The organism is Luteibacter sp. PvP120 (assembly GCF_054055715.1).
In genome coordinates, this window is sequence record NZ_JBSRXP010000014.1 from 1 (window position 1) to 26,041 (window position 26,041).

Consider the following 26,041-nt stretch of genomic DNA (forward strand, 5'->3'; position numbering starts at 1 on the left):
ATGCGCAAACTGCTCATCACCCTCAACGCCATGGTCCGCGATCAGACTCCATGGCACGGAACGGTAGAGGCCTGAAAAAGACAGTTGCTCCTACGTGGCGCGTCGTTTCGGGTTTCGGTGTGGGTATAGGCCGATGGTCACGGTTGACTACAATTGTCGTCAGGCGCAGTCTGATTACATCTGTAGTCAGGAGCGGCGGCATGAGCAGCAAGAGCGTAGGCGATCAGGAGCTGGCACTCCTGCACTACATCGAGGAGGCGCCGCGATCGTCGGTGGCCGAGGTGTGCGCCGGCTATGGCGAAAGCCGCGGGCTGGCACGCTCCACGGTGTTGACGATGATGGAACGGCTGCGTGCGAAGGGATACCTCTCCCGTCGGCGCATCGACGGCATGTACCGATACAGCGTGACCAACGGCAGCGGGGAGGTCATGACCGGTGCGGTGGCGCGTTTCGTCGAAAAGACCCTGCAGGGCTCCGTGTCGCCTTTCGTGGCCTGGATGTCCGAGCGTGGGCAGGTGAGCGATACCGAGTTGGCCGAACTGGAAGCCCTGGTCGACACGCTGCAATCCCGACGGAAGGAGCGCTGACATGGACATGCTGCTCGATGAAATGCTGTCGCGGCTGATCCACGCATCGCTGCAGGCGATCCTGCTTTGCGGCGCGATCTACGCGGTGTGTCGCCTCGTGCCCGCCATGTCGGCCTCCGCCAGGACGGTGCTGTGGTGGTTGCTGGGTGCCCAGCTGGTGGTCGGCGTGATCTCGCCCACGCTGATCGCCCTCCCCGTCCTCCCCGCGATCGCCACGGTCACTGCGGCAGACGACGCCTCCGCCGCCGTGCCACTGACCCTGCCGGGCGCGTTCCCGGCGGCGTCCCTCGCCCCTTCGGCAGGGAACGGTGTCGGCGAAGCAGGCTTCTCATGGACGGCCATGCTGTTGTTCACCTGGGCACTGGGCGTGATCGTGCAGGCCGTGGTGGCCGTATCGCGCTGGCGCACGCTGGCCGGCGTGGCCGCACGCGCCATGCCACACGACGACGTGCGGGTGGAAACCCTGTGCGCCCGTCGCGCTCGCGAACTCGGGCTGCGCCGATCGCCCCGCCTGGCGGTGTCGACGGAAGTGCACTCCCCGCAGGTGATCGGCTTCTGGCGGCCCACCATCCTTCTGCCCCTGCACGATCACCTGTCCGACAATGAACTCGACCTCGCCCTGATGCACGAGCTGGCCCACGTCCGCCGCGGCGACCTGATGCTCGGCTGGATACCGGCCACGGCACGCACGCTGTTCTTCTTCCATCCGCTGGTGCATGTCGCCGTACGCGAGTACGCCCTCTGCCGCGAAGCCGCCTGCGATGCGCTGGTGGTGTCGCGCGGCGACACCCTGGCGACAACGTACGGCCGTCTGCTCGTACGCATGGGGGTCGCCCCGCATCCCCACCATGCGCTTCCCGGCGCCTCGCCCACCTTCCGCACGCTGAAACGGAGACTGCTCATGCTCGCCCAGGCCAACGATACCCATCCGCGCATGCTCACCCTGTGTGTCGTCACCGTGCTCGCCCTGGGCGGTGTCTTCCCGTGGCGCGTGGTGGCCGCCCATCAGGCGACGCCGCCCGCGCCAGCCCGTGCCGCAGTCGCAGTCGCAGCCGCACCGACGGCACCCGCGGCGTCCGCCGCTGCGATGACGACGGACGATCCGGTACCCGCACGGCCTGCCGCTCCGGCCGCGCCGGTGCGTACTGACGTGACACCCGTAACACCCATGACACCCGTGACACCCGCCGCGCCGGTGACCTCGACATCGCGCACGACCGACATCACGGAAATCCACGGGCAGCCCACGGACGGCTTCGTGTTCTCATCCGACGACATCCACGTCGCCACCGGCACCGCGAGCGACATCGCGCGAGCCGAGGCCGCGTATCGCGCCGATGCCACGTCGTTCGTCTGGTACCGGCGGGGTACCCAGGCCTGGATACTGCGCGACCCGGCCTATATCAAGCGCATCCACGCGGCGTACCAGGAAGTCTCGCATCCGGCCGACATGGGCGCGGCGAGCGCGGGGAAGCAGGCCGACATCGACCGGCAGGAATCCATGCTCGAACGGCAGCAGGCCATGCTCAGCGAACAGATGGCCAAGCTCTCGGCGCAGCAGGCCAGCCTGGTCTCCCAGGAAGTCGACCCTTCCGGTCCGCGCGATGGCGCCGCCTATGCGGACGGCCACGCCACCCTCGCCAAGGAGCAGGCGGCCATCGCGCAGAAGATGGCGGCGCTCGGACAGCAGCGTGCCGTGCATGGCAAGGCCATGGCCGAGTGGGGACGCAGGCAGTCGGAAGCAGCGCGCAAGGCCTCCGAGGAAGTGAACACCATCCTCGCCGAGGCGATCCGCAACCACGTGGCGCAGCCAGCCCGCTGACGCACCCCGAAACCGCCGTTGCATCGGCGGGGCTATGGCCTCGTTCGCGCGGCGGCTTCGTTCGCGCGTAGGAGCCCACGATGTGGGCGATCCATCATGCGCGATCATGGCGAATGCGGCGATGCGTGGGGTAAGGTGGCAAGCCCATCCCCCTATGGAGGCATCATGCGACTTGAACCGGGCACGCTCATCCACACCCGCGCCCTGCTTTTCGACATGGACGGTACGCTGATCGATTCACGCGTGCTGGTCGAGAGGATATGGAAACGCTGGTGCGACGAGCACGGCCTCGACTGGCACGTCGTCCTGCCCCGCTTGCACGGCGTGCGCATGCTCGACTCCGTGCGCATGTTCGCCACGCCGGGCATGGACGTGGACGCCGTCTACGAGCGGCTGTACAACGAGGAAGTGAACGACGTCGACGGTATCGTGCCGATCCCCGGCGCGCTCGACCTCCTGGCGGCCCTGCCGCCGCAGACCTGGACGATCGTGACCTCGGCCGACACCACCCTCGCCACGGTACGCCTGGGCGCCGCCGGGATCGTGCCGCCGCCGCGGATGGTCACCGGCGAGATCGTCACCGAGGGCAAGCCGCATCCGGAAGGCTACCTGCTGGGCGCGAAGCGGATGGGCGCCGAGCCGGAAGACTGCCTCGTGTTCGAGGATGCTCGTGCCGGCATCGACGCGGGACGCGCGGCCGGCGCGCGGGTCATCGCCATCGCGGGCGACCATCCCGAGGAAATCGACGAGGACGTCGAGTGGATCACCGACCTCACCGCCCTGCGCGTCGAGAGCTACGCCAACGGCGTCGTCTCATTGCGCGTGGTCTGAGGAGGTCTCGGTAAACAGCCCGCCGGTGCCGGCCACCGGCGGGCAGGACGACGCTAGCACTGCCATCGCGGAGGCGGCGCATCGTCGCCCCTACCCCCTCGACACCCCTGATATACGGGGTCGTCAGTGCTGCGACTCGAATATTCGGTTTTCCCGCTCGAGGCGATAGTAAAGCTGTACGGCCGCCTTGCGTCGCTCGAATTCCGCTCTGTATATCTCCGGAAGTTCCGCTTCCGCGTAGACGGTATGCCTGTCGGTGGCAAGGAAATCGTTACCGATCGCGGCGAAACCGAATCGCGCTTCGGAAGGTTCGAACAACGTGGTACCCAGGAAGCTGTTGCCGGCCTTCCGGATTCCCAGCAGTTGCATCAGTGTGGGAGCGAAGTCCACCGAGGTGCGGCCCGAGGCATCGTAAGTCGGAGGCAAGGCATGCGTGGGGTCGTAGACGATCAGCGGAATGCGGTCCACGAAATACGGCTTGTAGCTCGGGTCCATGAGTTCACGATAGGCCGGCTCGGGGTACGTCGCATGGTCTGCCGTGAGGATTAGTATGGTGTTGCGGGCGTAGGGGCTAGCGAAGAAGTAGTCCAGGAAGCGCCCCAGCGCCAGGTCGAAATCGTGGTCGCGGTCGAGCACATGGTTGGTCCCGTCGCCATACGGAACCGCCCCATCGATGCGATCCATGAAGGCATGCGTACCGATGTTGTACGCTCCGACGAACATGGGCCGCTGGCCGGCGTCCTTCTCGTTCGCCCTGAAGAAGCCGATCATCTCGTCGAACAGCGCGGTATCGTTCAACGAGCCCTGGATCGGGTTCTCACCGTAACGCGGCGAGAGCTTCACCGCATGCTCGTAATCGAAGACCGTGTCAAACCCAATGGCCGCGATCATGGTGTTGAGGGGTATGACATCTGGGTGTGGCGAGAAGAAATAGCTTCGATAGCCCGCCTCACGCAATAGACGCGGCACCGTCTGGTAGCGTACGCGGACAAGCTGCCCGATGCTCTTGTCGCCGTCCCACGAGACATTCTCACCTTTGCCGCCGGCTTCCGGGTATCCCGAATCGAGCTGGCCCTGCAGCGCCCGATAGGTCGCGGCCGTATGGTTGAAGTAGTTGTCGACACGCATCGACTTGGCGGCCAGCCGGTCGATATTGGGGGTCAGCCCCGGATAGTTTCCGCCGTAGGCACCGATCAGGCGCGCCGAAAATCCCTCGATGAAGATCACGACCACATTCGGTGGCCCCGCATACGTCCCCTTCGAGGGAAACGGCAGCGGTGAGCGATAGATCGTGCGACGCTCGAAGGGGTAGTCGTCGACGGCAAGCGTGCTCAGTTCCAGCGCCGAACCCGGCGCGCGACCGGAGGCGACGAGCCGGGAGCTTTTCTGCACCGCGATCAGGTTGTACAGGAGTGACGCCATCGGCGTCTGGCGATATCCGACCTCGAGGCGACCGCTACCTGCCTGGTAGCGTGAGAGCAACGCCGCGAGTGCCAGCAGGAGCAGCAAGGTGGCGACGGCCCCTCGCTTGAATACCGGAGCGTCGTTGCCCCATGCCCGACGCGCAACGCCCTTCACTGCGAACAGGAGCCACCACGCGACGGCGGCCGCCATGATCGCGTAGAGGCTGGTTCCGCGTACCAGCCTCCCCTCGCCACCGTTTTCAAGGGCCAGCACGGTGATGAAATTATCCGACATGTGCAGCGAAACGATCTGCGCGCCATAGACCAGGCCGACGATACACGCCACCAGAAGACCCGCCACGAATGCCAGCCAGCGTCGCCATGGGCTGGCGCCAGGGCGCGTCCTGATCAGCCAGGCGATGACGAGGAAGGCGATCCCCAACTCGACGAGGGGAGCGATCAGTCGAAAAACATCGTGCCCGATGGACCCTCGGTCGGGCAGGTGCACGAAACCGAACAATTCAAGGATATAGGCCAGATAAAGGCCGGCCACGTACAGGCCCAGGTATCGCTTCAGCAAATCAAATCCCCCAACCTGCCTCGGGAGGAAGCGTCACTCGTCCGAATCGTACGGATCGGTCGTGCCCCTCGTTGGAGTCCGGATCATTGCATATAAACAAAACCGGCACGAACATGAATGGCCATGCACCGGCATGGCGATCGGACGCCACGGCTCGGGTGCGGAAAGCACCGGGAAAGCCTGTCGAGACAACGTGCGCATGTCCCTTCCCCAGCGTATCCTTGCCCACCATGCGCATACTCCTTGCCGAAGACGACGCCGCCATCGCCGCCGCCGTGCGGGCCTCCCTCGAACAGGGCGGACACGCGGTCGACCATGTGCCCGATGGGGCCAGTGCGGACCACGCCCTGCGCGACCACGACTACGACCTGCTGGTCCTCGATCTGGGCCTGCCCCTGCTCGACGGCAGCGACGTGCTTGCCCGGGCCCGCAAACGGGGCGCCATCCTGCCGGTGCTGGTGATCACCGCACGCGAGGGCCTGAAGGAACGCGTGCGGGTGCTCGACCTCGGCGCCGACGATTACCTGGTCAAGCCGTTCGCGCTGGCCGAGTTCGATGCCCGCGTACGTGCGCTGCTGCGTCGCCGCACCAGCAAGGGCACACCGGAGTTCCGCATCGGCCGCCTGCGGCTCGACATCCCCGGACACCGTGCCTGGATCGACGAGGCACCGCTGGACCTCACGGCGCGCGAGTTCGGCCTGATCGAGGCCCTGGCCACGCGCGCTGACAAGGTCACCAGCCGCGCCCAGCTCGTCGAGGCGCTGTGCAATTGGGACGAGGACCTGACCGACAACGGGCTGGACATCGCGTTGCACCGCCTGCGGCGCAAGCTGCACGGGTCGGGTACCAACGTGCGCACCATCCGTGGCCTGGGCTACCTGCTCGAAGAATCCGCGGATGCCTGAACGGCGTCATGCGACGCAACGCTCCGCCCGGCCGAGTCTGCGTCGACGCCTGTTGACCTTCCTGCTCGTGCCGGTGCTGGGCGTCCTGCTGCTGGACGCCGTGGTCGCGTATTTCGTGGCGCTGGCCTACTCCAACCGTGTCCACGATGCCGACCTGTCCGATTCGGCGCTTACCCTGTCCGAGATGATCGGCAGCGACGCGCTGCGCGGCGAACTGACCGCACAGGCTCGCTTCCTGCTGGAATACGACCCGGACGGGCGTAACTACTACACGGTGATCAGCGACCGCCACGGCCGGATGATCGGCAACGCCGACCTCGCCGGCCCCGGCGAACCGGTCGCCGTCGATGCCCCGCCCCTGCTCTACGACACCGCCCTGGGCCATCGGCCGTTGCGTGGCGCGATCATGCGCGTGCCCAACCGCCACGACGACAGCGACGTGCTGACGATCATGGTCGCCGAGAACCTGCGCGACCGGCATGCCCGCGCACGCGAGATCCTGCTGTTGACCCTGCCCATCGAGGCCCTGCTGATCGTGGCCGTGCTGTCGCTGGTGTGGCTGGGGGTCAGCCATGGCCTGGGCGTGCTGGAGCCCCTGACGGCGCGACTGGGACGACGCGGCCACGACCTCGGGCCGATCGGCGAGGAAGACGTGCCGATCGAGATCCTGCCTCTGACGCGTACCATCGACGACCTGTTCGCGCGCATGCGCAACATGATCGGCCTGCAGGAGCGCTTCATCGCCGATGCGGCCCACCAGCTGCGCACGCCGCTGGCCGGCATCCAGTTGCACGTGGAGCGCTACGAGGCGATCGCCGACCCCGCCCAGCGTGACGAGGCCCTGCGCCACGTGCACCGACTCGCCGCGCGCGCGGCCCGTACCTCGGCGCAGTTGCTGGCGCTCACCCGCACGCAGTCGCCCGACCTGCCCGACCACGACGGCATGGCGGTCATCGACCTGGCCGTGATCGTGCCCGAGTCGGTGGCCGTGCGCGTGCACCAGGCACTCGGCCTGGGCGTGGACCTGGGCTACGAGGGGTCCGACGCGCCCCTCCACGTCCGCGGCGACGCCCTGCAGGTGCAGGAAGTGATCGACAACCTGGTGGACAACGCCTTCCACTACGCAGGCCGTGGGCACAGCGTCACCGTGTCCACCGCGCGCGACGGCGACGATGTCGTGCTGGCGGTGGACGACGACGGCCCGGGGGTGGCGGACGTGTTCCTCGAACAGCTGGGCGAACGTTTCTTCCGGGTACCCGGCGCGGACGAGGACGGCACGGGGCTGGGACTGGCCATCGTGGAGAGCATCGCCGAGCGCCACGCCGCGCGGGTGCGCTTCATGCACGCCGCCGCCGGTGGCCTGCGCGTCGAGCTACGCTTCCCCGCCCTGCCCGCCGCGTGACCGGAAAGCCGGCTGAAACCACGCTGGGGCACGATGCAGCCAACAGTAACGACCCGATGAGGTCAGGTGTGAGCCACCCGACGGAATTCCACTTCGAAGGCGGGCGCGACGGCGTCCTGCTGATCCACGGCCTCACCGGCACCCCGGCCGAGATGCGCATGGTCGGCAAGGGCCTCAACCGCGCGGGCTTCACCGTCGTGGGCGTGCGCCTCGCCGGGCACTGCGGCACCGAGGCAGACCTCCTCGAGACCAGCTGGCAAGACTGGTACGCCAGCGTCGAGGCGGCGGCGGACGAACTGCGCGGCCGGGTCGACCGCCTGTTCGTGGCCGGGCTGTCCATGGGCGCCGTGCTGGCCCTGCGGCTCGCCGCCGTCCAGCCCACCTGGGTGGATGGCGTGGGCGTGTTCGGCGCCACCTTCCGCTACGACGGCTGGTCCATCGGCTGGACCGGCAAGCTGTCCTTCCTGTTGCCCTGGTTCAAGCGCATGGGCATCGGTCGCCATCGCAGCTTCATCGAACAGCCGCCCTACGGCATCCGCGACGAGCGCCTGCGCGCGCAGGTCAGCAGCGCCATGTTCTCCGGCGACAGCGCGGCCGCGGGCCTGCCCGGCAACCCGTGGCACGCCCTGGCCGAGATGGTGGAGCTGTCGCGCGACGTGCGTCGCCGCCTGCCCGAGGTCACGGCGCCCTGCTTCGTGGCGCACGCCGCGGAAGACGACGTGGCCAGCGTGGCCAATGCCGACCTGGTGGCACGGCGGGTGCGCGGCCCGATCGAGATGCTGCTGCTGGGCGACAGCTACCACATGATCACGATCGACCGCGAACGCCGCATGCTGATCGAACGGACGGCCGACTTCTTCGGCCGCATCGCACGCGACGCGCGGCCCACGCGCATGGCGGCCTGAGCCATGCACGGGCTGGTGCTGGCGCTGTGGATCGCCAACGTCGTGCTGGACACCGGCGGCCAGTTGGCGTTCAAGGCAGCCGCCGGCGACGATCGCGCGGGTGACGGCCTGGCCCGCTGGCGCTACATGCTGGCGCGCCCGTGGATCTGGACCGGCATCGGCTGCTACGTGGCCGAGTTCCTCGTCTGGATCGCCTTCCTGTCACTGGTCCCCTTGTCCGAGGGCGTGCTGCTGGGCTCCATCAACATCGTGGCCATCATGATCGCCGGGCGCGTGCTGTTCCGCGAACGACTCAGCCCCCTGCGCGTCACCGGCATCCTGCTGGTCGCCGCCGGCGTCGCCATCGTGGGAGCCGGCTCGTGAAACGCTTCTACCTGATCGGCTTCGGCCTGTTGCTGGCCTTCGACACGCTCAACCTGGTGTGCTTCAAGATCGCCGGCACGCAGGCGCTGCCGGTGGAAATGAGCACGGCGTGGGTTGCCCGCGTGTTCTCCCATCCGTGGATCTACGGCGCCGTGGTCGGCTACATCGGTGCGTTCCTGACCTGGATGAGCCTGCTCAAGCATGCCCCGATCGGCCCCGCGTTCGCCGCCTCCCATCTGGAAGTGGTGAGTGTGATGCTGCTCTCGTGGTGGGTGTTCGCCGAACCGGTCACGCCCACGCAGATCGCGGGCGCCGTGGCGATCGTGGCCGGCATCGTCTGCCTGGCCTTCGCCGAGCGCGGCGACGGAACGGTGCCCGATGCGGTTCCGGCCTGATCCCGAGACCCCGCCCACGGCAGGGCTCCCGCTGGGCATGGCCGACTTCGGCGGCGATGTCCGCGCGCCACTGACGGCGCTTGCCGCGTCGTGGCTGGGCGTCGAGGATACCCAGCTGGAATGCTCCGGCACCGCGGCGCTCACCGTCGCCCTCACCGCGCTTTCCGAGTACGCCCGCCCGCGGCGCGAAGTGGCCATTCCCGCTTTCACCTGCCCGCTGGTGCCACTGGCCATCCGGCGCGCCGGGCTCGTGCCGCGGCTGGTCGACCTGCTGCCCGGTGGCTTCGACATGGACCCCCGGCGGTTGGAAGAAGCCTGCGGCCCGCAGACCCTGGCCGTGGTGCCGACCCACCTGGGCGGACGCACCGCCGATGTCGCCAGCGCCAACACCATCGCCCACGCCGTGGGTGCGCTCACCATCGAGGACACGGCGCAGGCACTGGGCGCGCGCATCGACGGCCGCTTTGCCGGCACGCTGGGCGACGTCGGCTTCTACAGCCTGGCGGCGGGCAAGGGCCTGTCCATCTTCGAAGGCGGCCTGCTGGTCGCCCAGGACGACGTCTGGCGCGAGCGTTTCCGGCGAGCCTCGCATCGCGTGGTGCGCTGGCACCCAGGATGGGAGATCCGCCGCTCGCTGGAACTGGCGGGTTACGCGGCGCTCTACCGGCCGGCTGGCATGGGCCTCGCCTACGGTCGGTCGATGCGTCGCGCCCTGCGTCGCGGCGATCTGGTCGGCGCCGCCGGCGAGGACTTCCATGCGGATTTCCCGCTGCATCGCGTGGGACGCTGGCGCCGTTCGGTCGGCGCGCGTGCCTTCGCGCGACTGCCCGGGTTCATCGACGCCACGCGTGCCCAGGCCATGGCACGGCTGCCGGCGCTCGCCTCGATTCCCGGCGTACATGTGTTCGCTGACGAGGGCGGTACCTGGCCGTACCTGATGTTGCGCCTGCCCGATGAAGCCTCGCGCGACGCGGTGTTGAAGCGCCTATGGGCATCGCGCCACGGTGTGGCCCGCATGTTCGTGCATGCCCTGCCCGACTACGACTACCTAGATGCCATGCCGGGCGCCGACGACATCCCGCATGCGCGCGACTTCGCCGCACGCACCCTGACCATCACCAACAGCCTGTGGCTGGACGATGCCTGCTTCGAACACGTGTGCGCGGTGATCGAGGCGGTGCTGGTCACGCGCTGAGCGCGCGCGACGTCTCCGCGCTGCCTCAGGCCTTGCCCTGCTCCACCAGCGTCAGTGCCACCTTGTCGCGCAGGTAAACCGGCAGCGCCAGCTCAGGCGCCACGGCCTTGCCTGCGCGGAACAGGGGCGCCGCCACTTCGGCCACATGCCGCGCCTGCGGAAAGCGCGCACCGTCCGCCGAACGGATCGGCGCATGGATACGTTCCCGCAGCAAGGCTTCGTACGTTGCCCAGCCGCTGCCCACCACGTGCCAGGCCGATGCCTCGGGCAACACCAGCGCCGCCGCCGTATCCACGCGTTCGCGGTCGATCGGTGTCACGCTGCCGTCGTCTTCGCGGCGCCATGCGGCGACGTAGATCTCACCCATGCGCGCGTCGATCACCGAAAGGATGGCCGCGTCGTCTTCCGGCGCTTCCAGCGCCAGGGCCTGCAACGACGACACGGTGACCACCGGGATATCCAGCGCCATCGCCATGCCCTGGGCCAGCGACACGCCCAGCCGTACGCCGGTGAAGGCTCCCGGGCCACGCCCCACGGCGATGCCGTCGAGCGCTTCGCGTTTCAGGCCGGCCTCGGCGAGCAGTTCGTCCGCCATGGGCAGCACCAGCTCCGCGTGCCGCCGTGGCGCGATCTCGCTGCGCGCGATCACGACATCACCGTGGACCAGGGCGACGGAGCAGGCTTCCGTGGAGGTTTCGATGGCGAGGAAGTTCATGGCGTATCCGGGGTGGGGTTGAAGGGTACGCCCTGGGCGTACCAGTCGATCCGGCGGGTCAGGTACATCAGCACGGCGACCACCGCGACCAGTACCACCGCGCCGATGAGCAGCGCGTACTGTTCCGCGCCGATCAGGCCGTACAGTATGGCGTAAACCAGTGCGAGCACGCCGCCGAGGGTCAGCCCGGCGCGTCGGGCCTGCAGTGCGGCCAACGCATAGCCGCCGACGATCAGCACCACCGCGGCGGATGCCACCGCATACGCCGGTCCGAAACCGATCTGCTCGGAAAGCGCCAGCAGCAGGACGTAGAAGCTGGTCATGGCTGCGCCCACCAGCAGGTATTGCACCGGATGCAGGCGCAGGCCGCGCAGCACCTCGAAGAGGAAGAAGGCGACGAAGGTGAGCGCGATGAACAACAGGCCGTATTTGCCGGCGCGGTCGTTCTGTTGATACACGCTGCCCGGCTGGTAGAGCGTCACGCCGATGGCGGAGGGTTCCAGCCGCTTGCCCACGTCGTCGTCGCTCGCACTCCAGTGCTGGCCATAGGCGCGATTGAGGTCCAGCACCTGCCACGACGCGTCGAAACCGCGGCTGTCCACATGGCGCGTGCCCGGCAGCAACGCGCCGATGAAGCTGGGGTCCGGCCAGGGCGAGCGGATCCTCACGCTGTTGTTGCGCGCCAGCGGCAGCGCCGAGAACGATTCCGTGCCGGCGATGCGCAGCATCACGGAGTAATCCAGGGGCGTACGGCGTGCGGGGTCGATCGCGATGGGTACGGACAAGACGGTGTAGGGACCGAGGCGGGCGGTGGACGAGGCCAGCCGCACCGGCTTGCCGTCGACGATGGCCGTGGCGATGTGCTGCAAGCCCCGCGTGTCGGCGATCAGCAGCCGCAGTTCCGCGCGGTCCATCGCCCACGCGGCGCCACTTTCGTCAGCGAAACGGTGCAGGTCGTCGGGCAGGATGCGCCCGCCGAGTGTCACGTCGCCGGTGTAGACCGGCACCTCGTACATGCCGACCCGGCGCTTCTCGACGGTCAGGTTGGCGGTCGTGCTCTGCTCGTCCGCCAGCACGATCTCGGTATCGTTGCGGCTGCCGACGAGCTTGCCCTCGGCGTCACGGGTTTCGCTGTGCGTCGGCACGGCCAGCACGAAACCGCCGATCGTCTGGGGGCCACCCCAGCCGTCGGCCACGCGCAGTGCGGCCGTGTCACGCATCGACTGGCGTTCGCGCACCAGCCCGTCGGCCTGGGTCAGGGGAATGAGCATGAGCAGGGCCAGCAGCCCGATGCCAAGGACCTTGGCGGTGATCGTCTGCATCCAGCGCAACATCGGCGTTCTCCTTCATCGACAGTAACGGCGATGGTCGGGGCAACCGGGGCGGTGGACGCGTCCGCGCCGTGGCCTTACGGAGGCAAACGCGGGCGAAACGCAGGCGTCAGGTGGCCGCGAAGAACGCGGTGACGTCGGCCAGCTCGCGTGTGCGCGGCATCGGCGGCAGGCTGGCGAGGAACAGTCGGCCATAGCCCTTGGTGCTCAGGCGCGGATCGCACAGCACCAGCACGCCGCGGTCGTTGACGTCGCGGATCAGCCGGCCTGCGCCCTGCTTCAACGCGATCACCGCGGTAGGCACCTGCCAGCCCATGAACGGATTGATGCCCGCTTCGTCGAGGGCTTCCAGGCGGGCCTGCAATACCGGATCGTCCGGCATGGCGAATGGCAGCTTGTCGATCACCACCACGCTCAGCGCTTCGCCGGCCACGTCCACGCCCTCCCAGAAACTGGCCGCACCCAGCAGGACGCCACGGCCGCTGGCGCGGAATTCCTCCAGCAGGCGGTGGCGAGGCGCGCTGCCCTGCACGAACAGCGGCCACGGAACGCGACCCTCCAGCAACTCCGCGGCCCGGCGCAGGGCACGGTGCGAGGTGAACAGCAGGAACGCGCGACCGTCCGAGGCGTCCAGCACAGGACGGATCGCCGCGACCACCTTGTCGGTGAAATCGCGGGCTGCGGGGTCAGGCAGGTCTTTGGGCAGGTAGGCGAGCGCTTGACGCGCATAGTCGAACGGACTGTCGACGTGCAGCGTGCGCGGGTCCTCGATGCCCAGCTGGCGGGCGAAATGGCCGAAATCGCCCGCGATCGACAGCGTGGCCGAGGTGTGGATCCAGGCCGCATCGGTGGACGCCCGCATGGCACGCAGCGGGGATGCCAGGTCCAGCGGCGTCGCGTGCAGCGCGAAGCCGCGGGGGAACGTCTCGTACCAGCGCACGTCGCTGGCCGAGTGTTCCTCCGCGATGCGATCAAGGCGGAGGCTGAGCATCTGCGCCCGCTCGAACACGTTGGCCAGCCCGCGCGAGCGCTCGCCCAACGCGCCGAGCAGATCGGACATCGCCGCCATCAGGTCGCGCAGCTCCGTCAACAGCCCATGCACCGCGCCGTCGCGGTCCAGCGCGCCGAAGGGGCCCTTGGGCGGCAAGGGGTCCATGGCCAGGCGCAGCCGCCGGATCAGGTCCTGCACGGCTTCCACCGGCTCCAGCAACTGGCTGGTGGCACCGGTGACGCCCTGCGCCTCGGCCAGGGCGTCGTGGGCCAGGTCGGTCATCTGCCGGGCACTGACGCTCTGCGAGAAGAACTGGCCCGCCAGTTCCGGGATCTGGTGGGCCTCGTCCAGGATGAATGCGTCCGCGCCGGGCAGCAGCTCGCCGAAGCCGTCCTGCTTGAGGGCCAGGTCCGCCATCAGCAGATGGTGGTTGACCACCACGATATCGGCCTCCATCGCGTCGCGCCGGGCCTTGACCACGTGGCAGTCGTCGAAGAACGCGCACTCCGTGCCCAGGCAGTTTTCCGGCGTGGAGGTGACACGCGGCCACACCGGGGAGTCCTCGGGGATATCGACCATTTCCATGCGGTCGCCCCGGCGCGTGCGGGCCGACCACGCACGGATGGCCGAGAGCTGCGACGCCAGCTGGCGGTCGGGGTTGCCCTCGCGGACGGACTGGTCCAGCCGATAGAGGCACAGGTAGTTGGCCCGCCCCTTGAGCAGGCTGGTACGGGCGCGACTGCCCAGCACAGCGTGGACACGCGGCAGGTCGCGGAAGAACAGCTGGTCCTGCAGGGCCTTGGTGCCGGTGGAAACGATGACCTTGCGCCCCGACATCAGTGCGGGCACGAGGTAGGCGAACGTCTTGCCGGTGCCGGTACCAGCCTCGGCGATCAGCACGTCGCGCTCGGCGATCGCCGTGGACACGGCCTCGGCCATGCGCTGCTGGGCCTCGCGCGGGGCGAATCCCGGTACTTCACGGGCAAAGGGGCCCTCCGCGCCGAGGATCGCGGCCACTTCCGGTTCAGTCATCCGCCAAGTATCGCCTACAATGGCCGTCTTTTCGTCTTCCAAAGCGCGCCCCTTCGCGGCGCGATCCGAGAGCCCACACATGGACAAGAGTTTCGAGCCCAGCCAGATCGAGTCGAAGTGGTATGCCCGCTGGGAAGCCGACGGCTGCTTCAAGCCGTCCGGCAAGGGCACGCCGTACACGATCATGCTGCCGCCACCCAACGTGACCGGCACCCTGCACATGGGCCACGCGTTCCAGCACACGCTGATGGACACGCTGGTGCGCTACCACCGCATGCGCGGCTACGACACCCTGTGGCAGCTGGGCACCGATCACGCCGGCATCGCCACCGAGATGGTGGTGACCCGCCAGCTCAACGCCGAGGGCAAGCAGCGCTCGGACTTCGACCGCGAAGCGTTCATCGCCCGCGTATGGGAATGGAAAGCGGAATCCGGCAACACCATCGGCCGGCAGATGCGCCGACTGGGCGTCTCCGGCGACTGGTCGCGCGAGCGCTTCACCATGGACGAGGGCATGTCCGAAGCGGTGGTCGAGACCTTCGTCCGCCTCTCCGAGGAAGGCCTGATCTACCGCGGCCAGAAGCTGGTCAACTGGGACCCGGTGCTGAAAACCGCGATCTCCGACCTGGAAGTGGTCAGCGAGGAAGAAGACGGCTCCATGTGGTCGATCCGCTATCCGCTGGCGGATGGCTCGGGCGAGCTGGTGGTCGCCACCACGCGTCCGGAAACCATGCTGGGCGACTCCGCCGTGGCCGTGCATCCGGACGACGAGCGCTACGCGCACCTGGTCGGCAAGATGCTCGCCCTGCCCCTGTCCGACAGGCAGATCCCGATCATCGCCGACGACTACGTCGAGAAGGATTTCGGCACCGGCTGCGTGAAGATCACCCCCGCGCATGACTTCAACGACTACGCGGTCGGCCTGCGCCACGACCTGCCGATGATCAACATTTTCACCGACGAGGCGACCATCAACGACGCCGCGCCGGAGAAATACCGCGGCATGGACCGCTACGTCGCGCGCAAGGCCGTGCTTGCCGACCTGGAAGCGGCGGACCTGCTGGTCGAAACGAAGAAGCACAAGCTGCAGGTGCCGCGCGGCGACCGCAGCGGCCAGGTCATCGAGCCGTATCTCACCTGGCAGTGGTTCGTGAAGATGGACACCCTGGCCGCCCGCGGCCTGGAACTGGTCGAGCAGGGCCGCGTGAAGTTCGTGCCCGAGAACTGGATCAGCACCTACCGCCACTGGCTGGGCAACATCCAGGACTGGTGCATCAGCCGCCAGCTGACCTGGGGCCATCGCATCCCCGCCTGGTATACCGACACGGGCAGCGTCATCGTGGCCCGCGACGACACCGAGGCATCCGCCAAGGCCGCCGCGCAGGGCTACACCGGCGCGCTGCGCCGCGACGACGACGTGCTGGAGACCTGGTTCTCGTCCGGACTGTGGAGCCATTCCACGCTGGGCTGGCCCAACCCCGAGCGCCAGGCCGAGCTGGGCTTCGACCGCTACCTGCCGTCCAGCGTGCTGGTCACCGGCTTCGACATCATCTTCTTCTGGGTCGCCCGGATGATCATGCTGACCGACCACTTCACCGGCGAGGTGCCCTTCAAGGACGTCTATGTCACAGGCCTGATCCGCGACAAGGACGGCCAGAAGATGTCCAAGTCCAAGGGCAACGTGCTGGACCCGCTCGACATCATCGACGGCATCAGCCTGGACGACCTGCTGGCCAAGCGCACCCGCGGCCTGATGCAGCCGAAGATGGCCGAGAAGATCGAGAAGTCCACGCGCAAGGAATTCGGCGAGGGCATCCCGGCTTTCGGCGCCGACGCGTTGCGCTTCACCTTCGCCTCGCTGGCCACGCATGGCCGCGACATCAAGTTCGACCTGGAGCGCGCCGGCGGCTACAAGGCCTTCGTCAACAAGCTGTGGAACGCCTCGCGCTTCGTGCTGATGAACCTTGGCGAAGATGCGCACATCGTGCCGGTGAAGCCGACGACGGAAGCCGAGCGCTGGATCCTCACGCGCCTGCGCGACACGCTGGCGAGCGTGAAGGAACAGCTCGCCGCCTACCGCTTCGACCTGGCTGCACAGGCGCTCTACGAGTTCACCTGGAACGAGTTCTGCGACTGGTTCCTCGAACTGTCCAAGCCGGCGCTGGCCGGCACCGATATCGCCTCCATCGCCTCCACCCGCTACACGCTGGTCCACGTACTGGAAACGCTGCTGCGCGCGCTGCATCCGATGATCCCCTTCGTCACCGAGGAAATCTGGCAGCACGTACGTCCGCTGCTCGGCATCGAGGGCACCACGATCATGCTGCGCCCCTACCCGGAAGCCGCCGATATCGAAGGCGACGATGCCGCCACGGCCGAGATCGAATGGGTCAAGGGCGTGCTGACCGGCGTGCGTCGTATCCGTGCGGAAATGAACATCGCCCCGGGCAAGGTCATCCCCCTGCTGTTCGCCGACGGCGACGCCGCCGATCGCGCACGCGCCGCCAAGTTCGCCGCGCAGATCGTGTTCCTCGGCCGCGTGGAGACGCCTGTCTGGGTCGAGGGTGAAGAACCTGCCGCAGCGGCAGCCGTGGTTGGCGGCATGCGTGCGTTGATCCCGCTGGAAGGCCTGATCGACGTCGGTGCGGAGAAAGCGCGCCTGGCCAAGGAAATCGCGCGCATCGAGGGTGAGGTGCGCAAGTGCGAAGGGAAGCTGGGCAATGCCAGTTTCGTCGCCAATGCGCCGGCCGAGGTGGTGGCGCAGGAGCGCCAGCGCATCGCCGACTGGACACGGCAGGCGGATGCGATGCGGGAACAGGCTAGGAAGCTGGGGGGTTGAGCGGCTGGCTCTAGGAGGGTTGGCTTTGGAGCGAGAGCCGGGAGCTTGGAGCAAGAGCCGGCGGGTGCCACCCTCGTGGCCACGCCTGCGGCGACCCGTCAAGGAAAGGCCGCTCCGCGGCCGTATCTCTATTCCCCTTCGGGGCGGGTCGGGCTTCGCACGGGGATTTTCGATTCGCCATCCATGGCTCAGCGAAAATGGTCGGCCGTCCTGGCCGGCCCCCTTCGGGCCTTGTCCGTTCGATGCCCTCGCCTACGGCTACCGGCCCCGAGGGTGGCACCCGCCGGCTCTTTCCAGCACTGAGGTTGCGTGTGGGGAGAGCGAAGATCCGCGTTTCGCTTCGTTGCTGGGCACGCTCGCTTGCCTGCTTTGCATGGCATCGGTCGCCTTAGGTCTGTCCAGGGTTCGCGCACGTGCGTGCGCTCCTACCCCCCCCCCAGCCGGCGGATCATGCGTTGGGTATTCCACGGCTTGCCCTACCCCTGGGGTAGGAGCCCACGATGTGGGCGAAAAGCCAACAAAGCGGCGACGCCATACCGTGCACGTCTGCGACCGCTCGCGTCACAACCCACCTCAATCTTGGAAAGAGCCGGCGGGTAGCCCCCTCGGGGCCGGTAGCCGCAGGCGAGGGATTCGAACGGAAAAAGCCCGAAGGGGGCCGGCCAGGACGGCCGGCCGTTTCCGCTGAGCCATGGATGGCGAATCGGAAACCTCCGTTCGAAGCCCGACCCGGGCCCGAAGAGCAATAGACAAACGGCCGCGGAGCGGCCTTTCCTTAGCGGGTCGCCGCAGGCGTGGCACCGAGGGGGCTACCCGCCGGCTCTTGCTCGAGGGGTTCGGCTTTACGGCTTTGCCGCTTTACCGCTTCGTTGGTTTTTCGCGCACATCGTGCGCTCCTACCCGCAAATCGTGCGGTCATGCCGGTACATCGCGCGGTCCTACATGTCGTGCTTGTTCACTTCGAAGCCGGCTTTTTTGTATTCGGTCCAACGCGAGCGTGAGCCCTCGCGCTCGGCGGGGTCGGCGGCGACCACCTCGAGCACGCGGTCGAACTGACCCGGTGCGCAGACCTCGCGCAGGTTGATCACCATCGGCCGGTCGGCGGTTTCCACGCCGGGCGGCACGATCAGCACCGCCGTGTTGGCGTCGTCGTCATCCCCCGCCAGTTGGTGGGGGATGAAGGCGTTCTCGTCGAATGCCCACAGGTATTCGTCGATGGCCTCGGCCTGCTCGAAGTCGCGGGTGAGGATCAGCGTCGGCTGCTGGGCTCCGAAGGCGCGCCGGGTCAGCTCGCAGACCAGCAGCAGGGGATCCTCGCGGAAACGCGGCTTGTCGATCAGGTAGAAGTCGGCGCGCGGCATGGGTGCGGGATCAGCCGGCCGCGGCGACGCGGTCGAGCAGCCACTGGGTCAGCAGCGGCACGGGACGGCCGGTGGCCATGCCCTTGCGGCCTTCGTCCCACGCGGTGCCGGCGATGTCGAGGTGGGCCCAGCGACGGCCCTCGGTGAAACGCGCCAGGAAGCAACCCGCCGTGATCGCACCGGCGTACTTGCCGCCGATGTTGGCCACGTCGGCGAAGCCGGACTCGAGCTGGCTTTGGTAATCGTCCCACAGCGGCAGGCGCCAGGCGCGATCGAGGGTGGTCTCACCCGCCGCCAGCAGTTCGGCGGAGAGCGATTCATCCTTGGTCATCAGGCCGCTGGCGTGCTTGCCCAGCGCGACGACGCAGGCGCCGGTGAGGGTGGCCGCGTCGATCATGGTGTGCGGGTCGAAGCGCTTGCCGGTGTAGGTCAGGGCATCGCAGAGGATCAGGCGACCTTCCGCGTCCGTGTTCAGCACCTCGATGGTGATGCCGGCCAGGCTGGTCAGCACATCGCCGGGGCGGTAGCTGTCACCGTCCGGCATGTTCTCAACGGCCGGGACCACGCAGACCAGGTTGACCGCCAGCTTCAGCTTCACGGCGGCGACGAACGCGCCGAGCACACCGGCGGCGCCGCACATGTCGAACTTCATTTCTTCCATGCCCGGGCCCGGCTTGAGGCTGACGCCGCCCGTATCGAAGGTGATGCCCTTGCCGACGAACGCGTAAGGACGCTCGCCTTCCTTGCCGCCGTTCCACTGCAGGATGACCAGGCGCGGGGCATTGGCCGAGCCGCGGGCCACGGCCAGCAGCGAGCCGAAGCCTTCACGCTCCATGTCGGCGCGATCGAGGGCTTCGAAGGTCACGCCTTCGTGGGCGTCGGCGAACGCCTTGGCCTGGTCGGCGATGTAGTCGGGGTTGCAGATGTTGGGCGGCAGGTTGCCCAGTTCCTTGGCGTAGCGCACGCCCTCGGCGATGGCGCGGGCTTCGGCCAGGCCGGCTTCGCCATCGGCGGGACCGACCAGGGTGACCGAGGCAAGCTCGGGCACGGCCTTGTCGCGCGGCTTCACCGTGGCGGTGTAGCGGTAGGCGGCGTGATCGGTGGCGAGCGCGGCGACGCGGACGCGCCAGGCGGCGTCGCGGCCGGGGACCTCGACCTCGGGCAGCCAGCTGGTGGCCTCGGTGACCGGCAGGCGACCCACGGCACGGGCGGCTTCCAGGGTGACGCGCTGGTAGCGGGCCGCGTCGAAGGTTTTCTGCGGGCCCAGGCCGACCACCAGCACGCGGGCAGCGGCGACGCCGGCCGGGTGCAGCAGCGTGACCAGGTTGCCGACCTTGCCGGTGATGTCACCGGCCTCGACCAGGCGCTTGATCGCGCCCTGGGCCGCGGTGTCGATGCGCGCTGCGGCGCTGGTCAGGACACCGTTCTCGTACACGCCGACCACCGCGACCGGGGTGGAGACCGAGTCGGGAGCGCTGGAACCGAGGCTGAACTGAACTGACATAGCTAATCGTCCTGTAAAAGCCCGCCGGGGCCCGGACAGGCTAGACTTGAGGTTTGCCGGCCAGGACTGACGCGGCACGAACCGCCAATTCTACCAAATGCTCAGCATCCTCGACCGCTATTTCCTGCGTGAACTTGCCTACGGTGTCATAGCGACGGCCGTGGTCCTGCTCGTCATCTTCTCCGGTGGCGCCTTTGCCAACGTCCTGCAGAAGGTCGCCAACGGCAGTATCCAGCCCAGCGTGATGTTCGAGGTGCTGGGCCTGCAGATGGTCGACCTGCTCTCGACCCTGCTGCCGATGTCCGCCTTCCTGGGCACCCTGATCGCCCTGGGCCGCATGTACCGCGAAAGCGAGATGCACGTGCTGGCCTCATCCGGCATGGGCCCCCGCGGCATGCTGCGCCCGGCCACCCTGCTGGCGGTGATGGCCACGCTGGTGGTGGGCACGGTGTCGCTCTGGCTCGGCCCCCTTTCCGCGCGCACGGCCGACCAGGTGATCGCCGCGGCCAACAAGTCCGTGATCGCCGCTGGCCTGGACGCCGGCCGCTTCACCGAGCTGCCGGGCAAGGGCGGCATCATCTTCGTCGACACGCTCAGCCGCGACGGCACCGTGCTGGGCAAGACCTTCCTGGCCACCGACCGCACCGACGGCAATGGCAACCCGCAGGTACGCGTGGTCAGCGCCAAGAGCGGCCGCATGTACCAGGAAAGCGACGGCCAGAACCGGTTCCTCGCCCTCTACGATGGCTGGCAGTTCGAGGTGCCGCTGGCGGCCGACAACTGGCGGCGGATGAAATACGAGCGCAACGACGCCTCGCTGTCCTCCATAGTGGACGACGACGAGGATACGGACCCGGCCCACGAGTCCACCATGGCCCAATTGTTCAAGGCCGGCACCCCGGAGGCCCTGGGTGAGCTGGTCTCGCGCTTCGCCGCCCCGGTCAGCACGCTGGTGCTGATGATGATGGTGCTGCCGATGTCCAAGCAGGCCCCGCGCGATGCCCGTTACGGCCGCCTGCTGATCGCGGTGCTGACCTACTTCCTCTATGTCATCTGGCAGCTGATCGCCCGCGCGCAGATCATCAAGGGCCACCTGCATACCTCGGTACCGGTGTGGATACTGCACATCGTCGTGTTCGGGGTGGCTGCCTGGTATTTCTGGAAGCAGAACTCGCCGCGCCGCATCAAGGGAGCCGTCTGATGGCCACCCTGACCGTCAAGCGCGCCGACCGCCTCATCGCCATGAGCGTGCTGGGCACCCTGCTGCTGGTATGGCTGGTGCTGGCCGGCTTCGACTCCCTGCTGCAGTTCGTCCGCCAGCTCGGCAACATCGGCAAGAACGGCTTCTCGCTGTACGACGCCATTGCCTACATCATGCTGACGCTGCCGCGTCGTCTCTACCAGATGTTCAGCAATGCCGCCCTCATCGGTGGCCTGCTCGGCCTGGGTGGCCTGGCCGCCACGGGCGAGCTCACCGCCCTGCGCGCCGCCGGCATGTCCAAGCTGCGCATCGCCGTCTCCGCCGCGGGCGTGATCGCCGTGCTGACCCTGGCCGTGGTGGTGATGGGCGAGACCGCCGCGCCCTACGGCGACCAGCATGCGCAGGCCATCCAGGTACGCATGCGCTCGAGCAACCTCGGTTCCACCAGCAGCGGCCTGTGGGCCCGCGACGCCGGCAAGATCATCAACGCGAAGTCGGCCATCGCCGTGCAGGATGGCGACCGCACCACCGTGAAACTGGTGGACGTGCGCGTCTACAGCTTTACCCCGGACGGGCAGCTGTCGATCTTCTCGCACGGCGACAGCGCCACCCACGACGGCAACAAGTGGATCATGAGCAACGTCCGCACCACCACGCTGGACGACCAGGGTACCCACTCATCGCATGTGGACACGCAGACCTGGGCCTCGCGTCTGAATCCGCACGTGCTGGAGCAGTCGGTGATCCATCCCGAATACCTGTCCATGGCCGACCTGCGGCGCAACATCCGCTACCTGGACAACAACGGGCAGAACTCCGGCGTGTACGCCGTGGCGTTCTGGGGCCGCGCGCTGTTCGCGCTCAACACGCTGGTGCTGGTGCTGTGCGCCATGCCCTTCGCGTTCGGCTCGCTGCGCTCCGGCGGCCTGGGCAAGCGGCTGTTCATCGGCATTATCCTGGCCATCGGCTGGTATTTCCTGCAGGGCGCGATGGTCAACTTCGGCACGGTGTACGGCATGCCGCCGCTGCTGGCCAACCTGCTGCCCACCACCTTGCTGGTGGTCGGTGCCCTCGCCTATTTCAGGCGCTTCGGCTAGCGCCCCGGCCGATCAGGACGCCGCGACCAGCGGCGTCCTGCATACACGCTCCAGCATCGCGGCCAGGTCGTCGCCGCTCATGGGCTTGCGCAACAGGGCGTCCATGCCGGCCGCACGCACCGCGGCGGCTTCATCACCGGCGGAGCGTGCCGTCACGGCGACGATAGGCAACGTGGCCAGCGCGTCGATGCGGCGGATCATCCGCGCCACCTGAAAGCCGTCGACCAGGGGCAGGTCCAGGTCCAGCAGCAGCACATCGTAGCGACCGGCCGACACTTCGCTCATGGCGGCCAGCCCGTCGCCCACCGCCGTCACGACGTGACCGCGGGCACGCAGCAGATTGGCGATGACCTCGCAGACCACGGCATCGTCCTCCACCAGAAGCACGCGCCAGCCGGTGGTGTCGTTGCGCGCGGGCGATGCCGGCGCACACGCACGGCCCGCGCAGGCACAGGCCACCAGCGGCAGGCGTACCGTGAACCGACTGCCGCGGCCGGGCTCGCTGGCGACGTCGATGGTGCCGCCCATCAGCGTGGTCAGTTCGTGGCAGATCGCCAGGCCCAGGCCGGACCCGTCGGCACGCCGGGGCGTGTCGCCCTGCTCGAAGCGCGAGAACAGGCGCGCGCGCAACTCGGCTGACATGCCTGGCCCGGTGTCGGCGACGCTCAGGCACAAGCCGCCCCGATCCACCGCCACCTGCAACGACACGCCGCCTTCCGTGGTGAACTTCACCGCGTTATTCACCAGGTTCTGCAGGATCTGGCGGAGACGAATGGTGTCGCCACGCACGGCGGGCGGCACCGATGCCTCCACGCTGGCCGACAAGGCCAGGCCTTTCTCGTGCGCCGCGGCGGCGGCAAGGGCCACCACTTCGTCCGCCACCGCGCGCAGCGACACGCACTCGGATTCGAGTACCAGGCGCCGCGCCTCGATGCGGGTGATATCCAGCGCGTCGTTGACCAGCCGCAACAAGGTGTCACCCGAACGGCGCACCGCATCGACGTAACTGCGCTGCGCCTCATCGAGCGGCGTGCGTGAGAGCAGTTCGGCCATGCCCAGCACGCCCGTCATCGGCGTACGGATCTCGTGGCCCAGGGTGGCCATGAAATCGGTCTTGGCCGCGTTCGCTTCCTCGGCCATGCGCCGCTGGTGTTCGGCGAGCCGCATGCGCATGCCCTGGCGCAGACGCTTTCGTGTGCCGCGGACGAGCACCAGCGCCATCACGACGGCGAGCGATACGTAGGCTGTCCACGCCCACCAGCGCAGCCAGGGCGGCGCCTCGACAAAAACGACCACCGAGGCAGGCAGTGCCGGGCTGAGTTCGTCACGCCCGGCGCCCGTGATAGCCACCGTGTAACGGCCCGGGGACAAACCATCCAGCGCGTGCTCGCCCTCCTTGCCGGCGTGCATGACTGTGGATGTCGCACCGTGGCGCCATTCGAAACGCAGGTGATTGCGATCGGGTTCGACGAACGACAGCACCCGCGCGACGACGCGTGCGTCGCGGTCGTTCCAGCGCAGCCGCAACTCGCCGTTGTCCAGGGGCAAGGTTTCGCGAACACCCCCTCTCGACGCCGTGGCACCGAGCACCGCGATGGGCGGCCGCCGGATGTGGTCGCGCTGCCCGTCAGGACGAAAGCCCACCAGGCCACCCAGCGTGGCGCCATACATGCTGCCGTCGTCGAGCTGCACGGTGATGGCATGGGTGAACTCGCCGCTGGCCAGCCCGTCGGCCAGACCGAACGACCGGAACCGGCCATGACCGGGGTCGAACCGCCAGACCCCGGTCTGGCCATACAGCCACAGCCGCCCGGCGCGATCACGGCGCAGGTTGAGGATGTCGGCCGAGGGAAACCCGTCCGCGCCCCCGATGTGGCGATCACGTTCGGCCCGCGCGCCCCGCCAGCGGTAGTGCTCCAGCGCATCGGGGCGCACGATCCAGAATCCGCCTTCGTCGGGCTCGAAGGCGCTGATCCGGCCCATCGGCACCCCGTCGATGAACTGCATCCGTCCGCTGGCGCGGTCACGTCGGGCAAGCCCCGCCACGCTTGCCTGCCAGAGCACGCCATCGACGATGTCGATCTGCCGCGTATCCAGCCAGCCACGCGGCGAGCCCGCGAAGACCAGCGGCACCGCGCGGCGCAGATCGGCGTCCACCTCGAACAGGCCCTGTCCCAGCGCCGCGACGATGACGCCGCCGCCGGGCGCCGCGACGATCGACGTCACGGGGCGATGGACGACCGACCGCAGCACCGGCCTGACTTTTCCGTGAGTCGCCACGGACAAACCGTCGACCGTACCGACGAGCAGGCGTCCTCCCGCCAGCGCCCACAACGACTGGATGCGCGGCGCGCCCAGTTCGAAGCCCTCGCCGGTGTGTCCGGTGGCGGGGTCGAAGCCACGGATCCAGCCGCGCAAGCCGCCGACCCATAGCCCACCGCCCTCGCGGGCCGCCACGGCGGTGACCGTGCGGCCGGGAAAGGTGTGCGCATCGGTGGCGACGTGGGTGAACCGGGTGAAGTCGTCCCACGACGGACCGAGGTAGGCCAGGCCACCATCGCTCAGGGCAAACCACACGCCGTGCTCGCGATCTTCCAGCATGCCGCGCACCGTACGTCCCGGCAGGCCGCCCAGGGCCGTCCATGCGCCGGCCACCTCGTGCAGGCGATCGAAGCGGTCGAGCATCGACAGGCCCTGCGCCGCCGCGATCCAGAGGATGCCGTGGCTGTCGGCCAGCGTCGTATGAACGGCCGAGCCGGGCACGCGGCGATCGCGATACAGACGTCCATCGGCGCCGGGAAGAAACAGCCCGCGATCGGTAGCTACACGCATCTGCGCGCCGCTGCCGTGGATGCCCAGCACCGTGGGCGCGGCACCCTCGGCAAACGACACCGCATTGAACGTGCCGTTCGCCTCGCGCACGAAAAGTCCCCTGTCGCCGCCCACCCAGAGGCGCCCATCGGTCGACACATGGAGCGCATGCACCGCTGTCCCTGCCCCTGACGACGCGACCGCCACCCGCTGCAGCCCGCCGCCGTCCGCGCGCATGCGATCCAGACCGCGGGAGGATCCGATCCAGACCAGGCCGTCCGGTGTCTGCGTGATGGCATGCACCTCTTCGCCGGCCAGCCCTTCGCGCCAGTGCACGAAATGGCCGGTGGCCGGGTCGTAACGGCCCAGGCCCAGTTCCGGGCCCCCCATCCAGAGCCGGTCGTCGCGATCGACGAACAGGGAGGACAGGCCGCCGGTGGTCAACGGCTCGCCCTGTCCCGCGTCGATACGCGGGGCGGTGAATACCACGCCGTCGAAGCGCGACAGGCCGGCCGCCGTGGCTACCCAGACAAAGCCGCGGGCGTCCTGCACTACCGCCTGAACCTTGCTGCTGGGCAGGCCCTCGCGCAGGCCGTAACTGCGAAATTGGGGCGTGGGGATCGGCGCCATCGTCGTGGCTGCCGCAAGGGGGGTGGCCCCACCGATGACGATGAAGGCGACGAGAATCCATCTCGTGAAAAGCGTGCGGTGCATACGCCGGGTTCCTGGTGCGATCCCGATCATGCCATGCACCTGCGGAAAGCTGTACGG

Annotated in this window: 19 protein-coding genes; 12 read left to right on the forward strand and 7 right to left on the reverse strand. The window is 68.2% G+C overall.

Features of this window, described 5'->3' with window-relative positions:
* The first annotated feature begins 200 nt into the window (after positions 1-200).
* From ACVKN3_RS18745 to ACVKN3_RS18755, 3 genes are all read left to right on the forward strand, one after another.
* Complete coding sequence (locus ACVKN3_RS18745; RefSeq protein WP_285406759.1) at positions 201-587, forward strand: BlaI/MecI/CopY family transcriptional regulator; 387 nt, start codon at positions 201-203, stop codon at positions 585-587.
* A 1-nt stretch (position 588) separates the two neighbouring features.
* Positions 589-2,409 (forward strand): M56 family metallopeptidase, encoded by a 1,821-nt coding sequence (locus ACVKN3_RS18750; protein WP_354517365.1) that lies wholly within the window; start codon positions 589-591, stop codon positions 2,407-2,409.
* Between the two features lie 165 nt (positions 2,410-2,574).
* Positions 2,575-3,240 (forward strand): HAD-IA family hydrolase, encoded by a 666-nt coding sequence (locus ACVKN3_RS18755; protein WP_354517367.1) that lies wholly within the window; start codon positions 2,575-2,577, stop codon positions 3,238-3,240.
* 123 nt (positions 3,241-3,363) lie between these two features.
* On the opposite strand, the gene ACVKN3_RS18760 is transcribed toward ACVKN3_RS18755, so the two are convergent.
* Positions 3,364-5,223 (reverse strand): LTA synthase family protein, encoded by a 1,860-nt coding sequence (locus ACVKN3_RS18760; RefSeq protein ID WP_354517369.1) that lies wholly within the window; start codon positions 5,221-5,223, stop codon positions 3,364-3,366.
* A gap of 230 nt (positions 5,224-5,453) precedes the next feature.
* Here ACVKN3_RS18760 and ACVKN3_RS18765 point away from each other — a divergent pair, with 230 nt between their 5' ends.
* The 6 genes from ACVKN3_RS18765 to ACVKN3_RS18790 are packed head-to-tail and all read left to right on the forward strand — an operon-like array spanning position 5,454 to position 10,388.
* Entirely contained in the window at positions 5,454-6,128 is a 675-nt protein-coding gene (locus ACVKN3_RS18765) for a response regulator (protein ID WP_036137178.1), read from the forward strand.
* Positions 6,121-7,530, forward strand: coding sequence for a sensor histidine kinase (locus ACVKN3_RS18770; RefSeq protein WP_285406755.1), 1,410 nt, complete (start codon positions 6,121-6,123; stop codon positions 7,528-7,530). The genes ACVKN3_RS18765 and ACVKN3_RS18770 overlap by 8 nt, the downstream gene beginning before the upstream one ends.
* Positions 7,531-7,586: 56 nt before the next feature.
* Positions 7,587-8,435: an alpha/beta hydrolase gene (locus ACVKN3_RS18775; RefSeq protein WP_036137180.1), complete on the forward strand. Its 849-nt coding sequence runs from the start codon at positions 7,587-7,589 to the stop codon at positions 8,433-8,435.
* Between the two features lie 3 nt (positions 8,436-8,438).
* Complete coding sequence (locus ACVKN3_RS18780; RefSeq protein ID WP_036137183.1) at positions 8,439-8,798, forward strand: EamA family transporter; 360 nt, start codon at positions 8,439-8,441, stop codon at positions 8,796-8,798.
* On the forward strand, positions 8,795-9,193 hold the full coding sequence (locus tag ACVKN3_RS18785) for a DMT family transporter (protein ID WP_354517373.1): 399 nt from the start codon (positions 8,795-8,797) through the stop codon (positions 9,191-9,193). Before ACVKN3_RS18780 ends, ACVKN3_RS18785 begins: the two co-directional genes overlap by 4 nt.
* Complete coding sequence (locus ACVKN3_RS18790; RefSeq protein WP_354517375.1) at positions 9,177-10,388, forward strand: DegT/DnrJ/EryC1/StrS family aminotransferase; 1,212 nt, start codon at positions 9,177-9,179, stop codon at positions 10,386-10,388. The genes ACVKN3_RS18785 and ACVKN3_RS18790 overlap by 17 nt, the downstream gene beginning before the upstream one ends.
* A gap of 25 nt (positions 10,389-10,413) precedes the next feature.
* Here ACVKN3_RS18790 and tsaB read toward each other — a convergent pair whose 3' ends face one another.
* From tsaB to ACVKN3_RS18805, 3 genes are all read right to left on the reverse strand, one after another.
* A complete protein-coding gene (gene tsaB / locus ACVKN3_RS18795; RefSeq protein WP_285406751.1) occupies positions 10,414-11,103 on the reverse strand; it encodes a tRNA (adenosine(37)-N6)-threonylcarbamoyltransferase complex dimerization subunit type 1 TsaB in 690 nt (229 codons plus the stop codon).
* Positions 11,100-12,437 carry a cell envelope integrity protein CreD gene (gene creD, locus ACVKN3_RS18800; RefSeq protein ID WP_354517377.1) on the reverse strand — a complete coding sequence of 446 codons (1,338 nt, stop codon included), beginning with the start codon at positions 12,435-12,437 and terminating at the stop codon, positions 11,100-11,102. The genes tsaB and creD overlap by 4 nt, the downstream gene beginning before the upstream one ends.
* 106 nt (positions 12,438-12,543) lie before the next feature.
* Entirely contained in the window at positions 12,544-14,457 is a 1,914-nt protein-coding gene (locus ACVKN3_RS18805) for an ATP-dependent DNA helicase (RefSeq protein ID WP_285406747.1), read from the reverse strand.
* 79 nt (positions 14,458-14,536) lie between these two features.
* Between ACVKN3_RS18805 and ACVKN3_RS18810 the strand changes: the two genes are divergently transcribed.
* Complete coding sequence (locus ACVKN3_RS18810; RefSeq protein WP_354517380.1) at positions 14,537-17,296, forward strand: valine--tRNA ligase; 2,760 nt, start codon at positions 14,537-14,539, stop codon at positions 17,294-17,296.
* Between the two features lie 938 nt (positions 17,297-18,234).
* Here the strand turns inward: ACVKN3_RS18810 and ACVKN3_RS18815 are convergent.
* Both ACVKN3_RS18815 and ACVKN3_RS18820 read right to left on the reverse strand, forming a co-directional pair.
* The gene (locus tag ACVKN3_RS18815) at positions 18,235-18,657 is read right to left on the reverse strand and encodes a DNA polymerase III subunit chi (protein ID WP_036137207.1); all 423 of its coding nucleotides are present in this window, start codon (positions 18,655-18,657) and stop codon (positions 18,235-18,237) included.
* Positions 18,658-18,667: 10 nt separating this feature from the next.
* Positions 18,668-20,161, reverse strand: coding sequence for a leucyl aminopeptidase (locus tag ACVKN3_RS18820; RefSeq protein ID WP_285406501.1), 1,494 nt, complete (start codon positions 20,159-20,161; stop codon positions 18,668-18,670).
* Between the two features lie 97 nt (positions 20,162-20,258).
* Here ACVKN3_RS18820 and lptF point away from each other — a divergent pair, with 97 nt between their 5' ends.
* Both lptF and lptG read left to right on the forward strand, forming a co-directional pair.
* Complete coding sequence (gene lptF / locus ACVKN3_RS18825) at positions 20,259-21,362, forward strand: LPS export ABC transporter permease LptF (RefSeq protein ID WP_285406499.1); 1,104 nt, start codon at positions 20,259-20,261, stop codon at positions 21,360-21,362.
* Positions 21,362-22,459, forward strand: a complete 1,098-nt coding sequence (lptG, locus tag ACVKN3_RS18830) for an LPS export ABC transporter permease LptG (protein ID WP_285406498.1) — start codon at positions 21,362-21,364, stop codon at positions 22,457-22,459. The genes lptF and lptG overlap by 1 nt, the downstream gene beginning before the upstream one ends.
* Positions 22,460-22,471: 12 nt before the next feature.
* Here lptG and ACVKN3_RS18835 read toward each other — a convergent pair whose 3' ends face one another.
* Positions 22,472-25,984: a hybrid sensor histidine kinase/response regulator gene (locus ACVKN3_RS18835; protein ID WP_354517383.1), complete on the reverse strand. Its 3,513-nt coding sequence runs from the start codon at positions 25,982-25,984 to the stop codon at positions 22,472-22,474.
* Between the last annotated feature and the right edge of the window lie 57 nt (positions 25,985-26,041).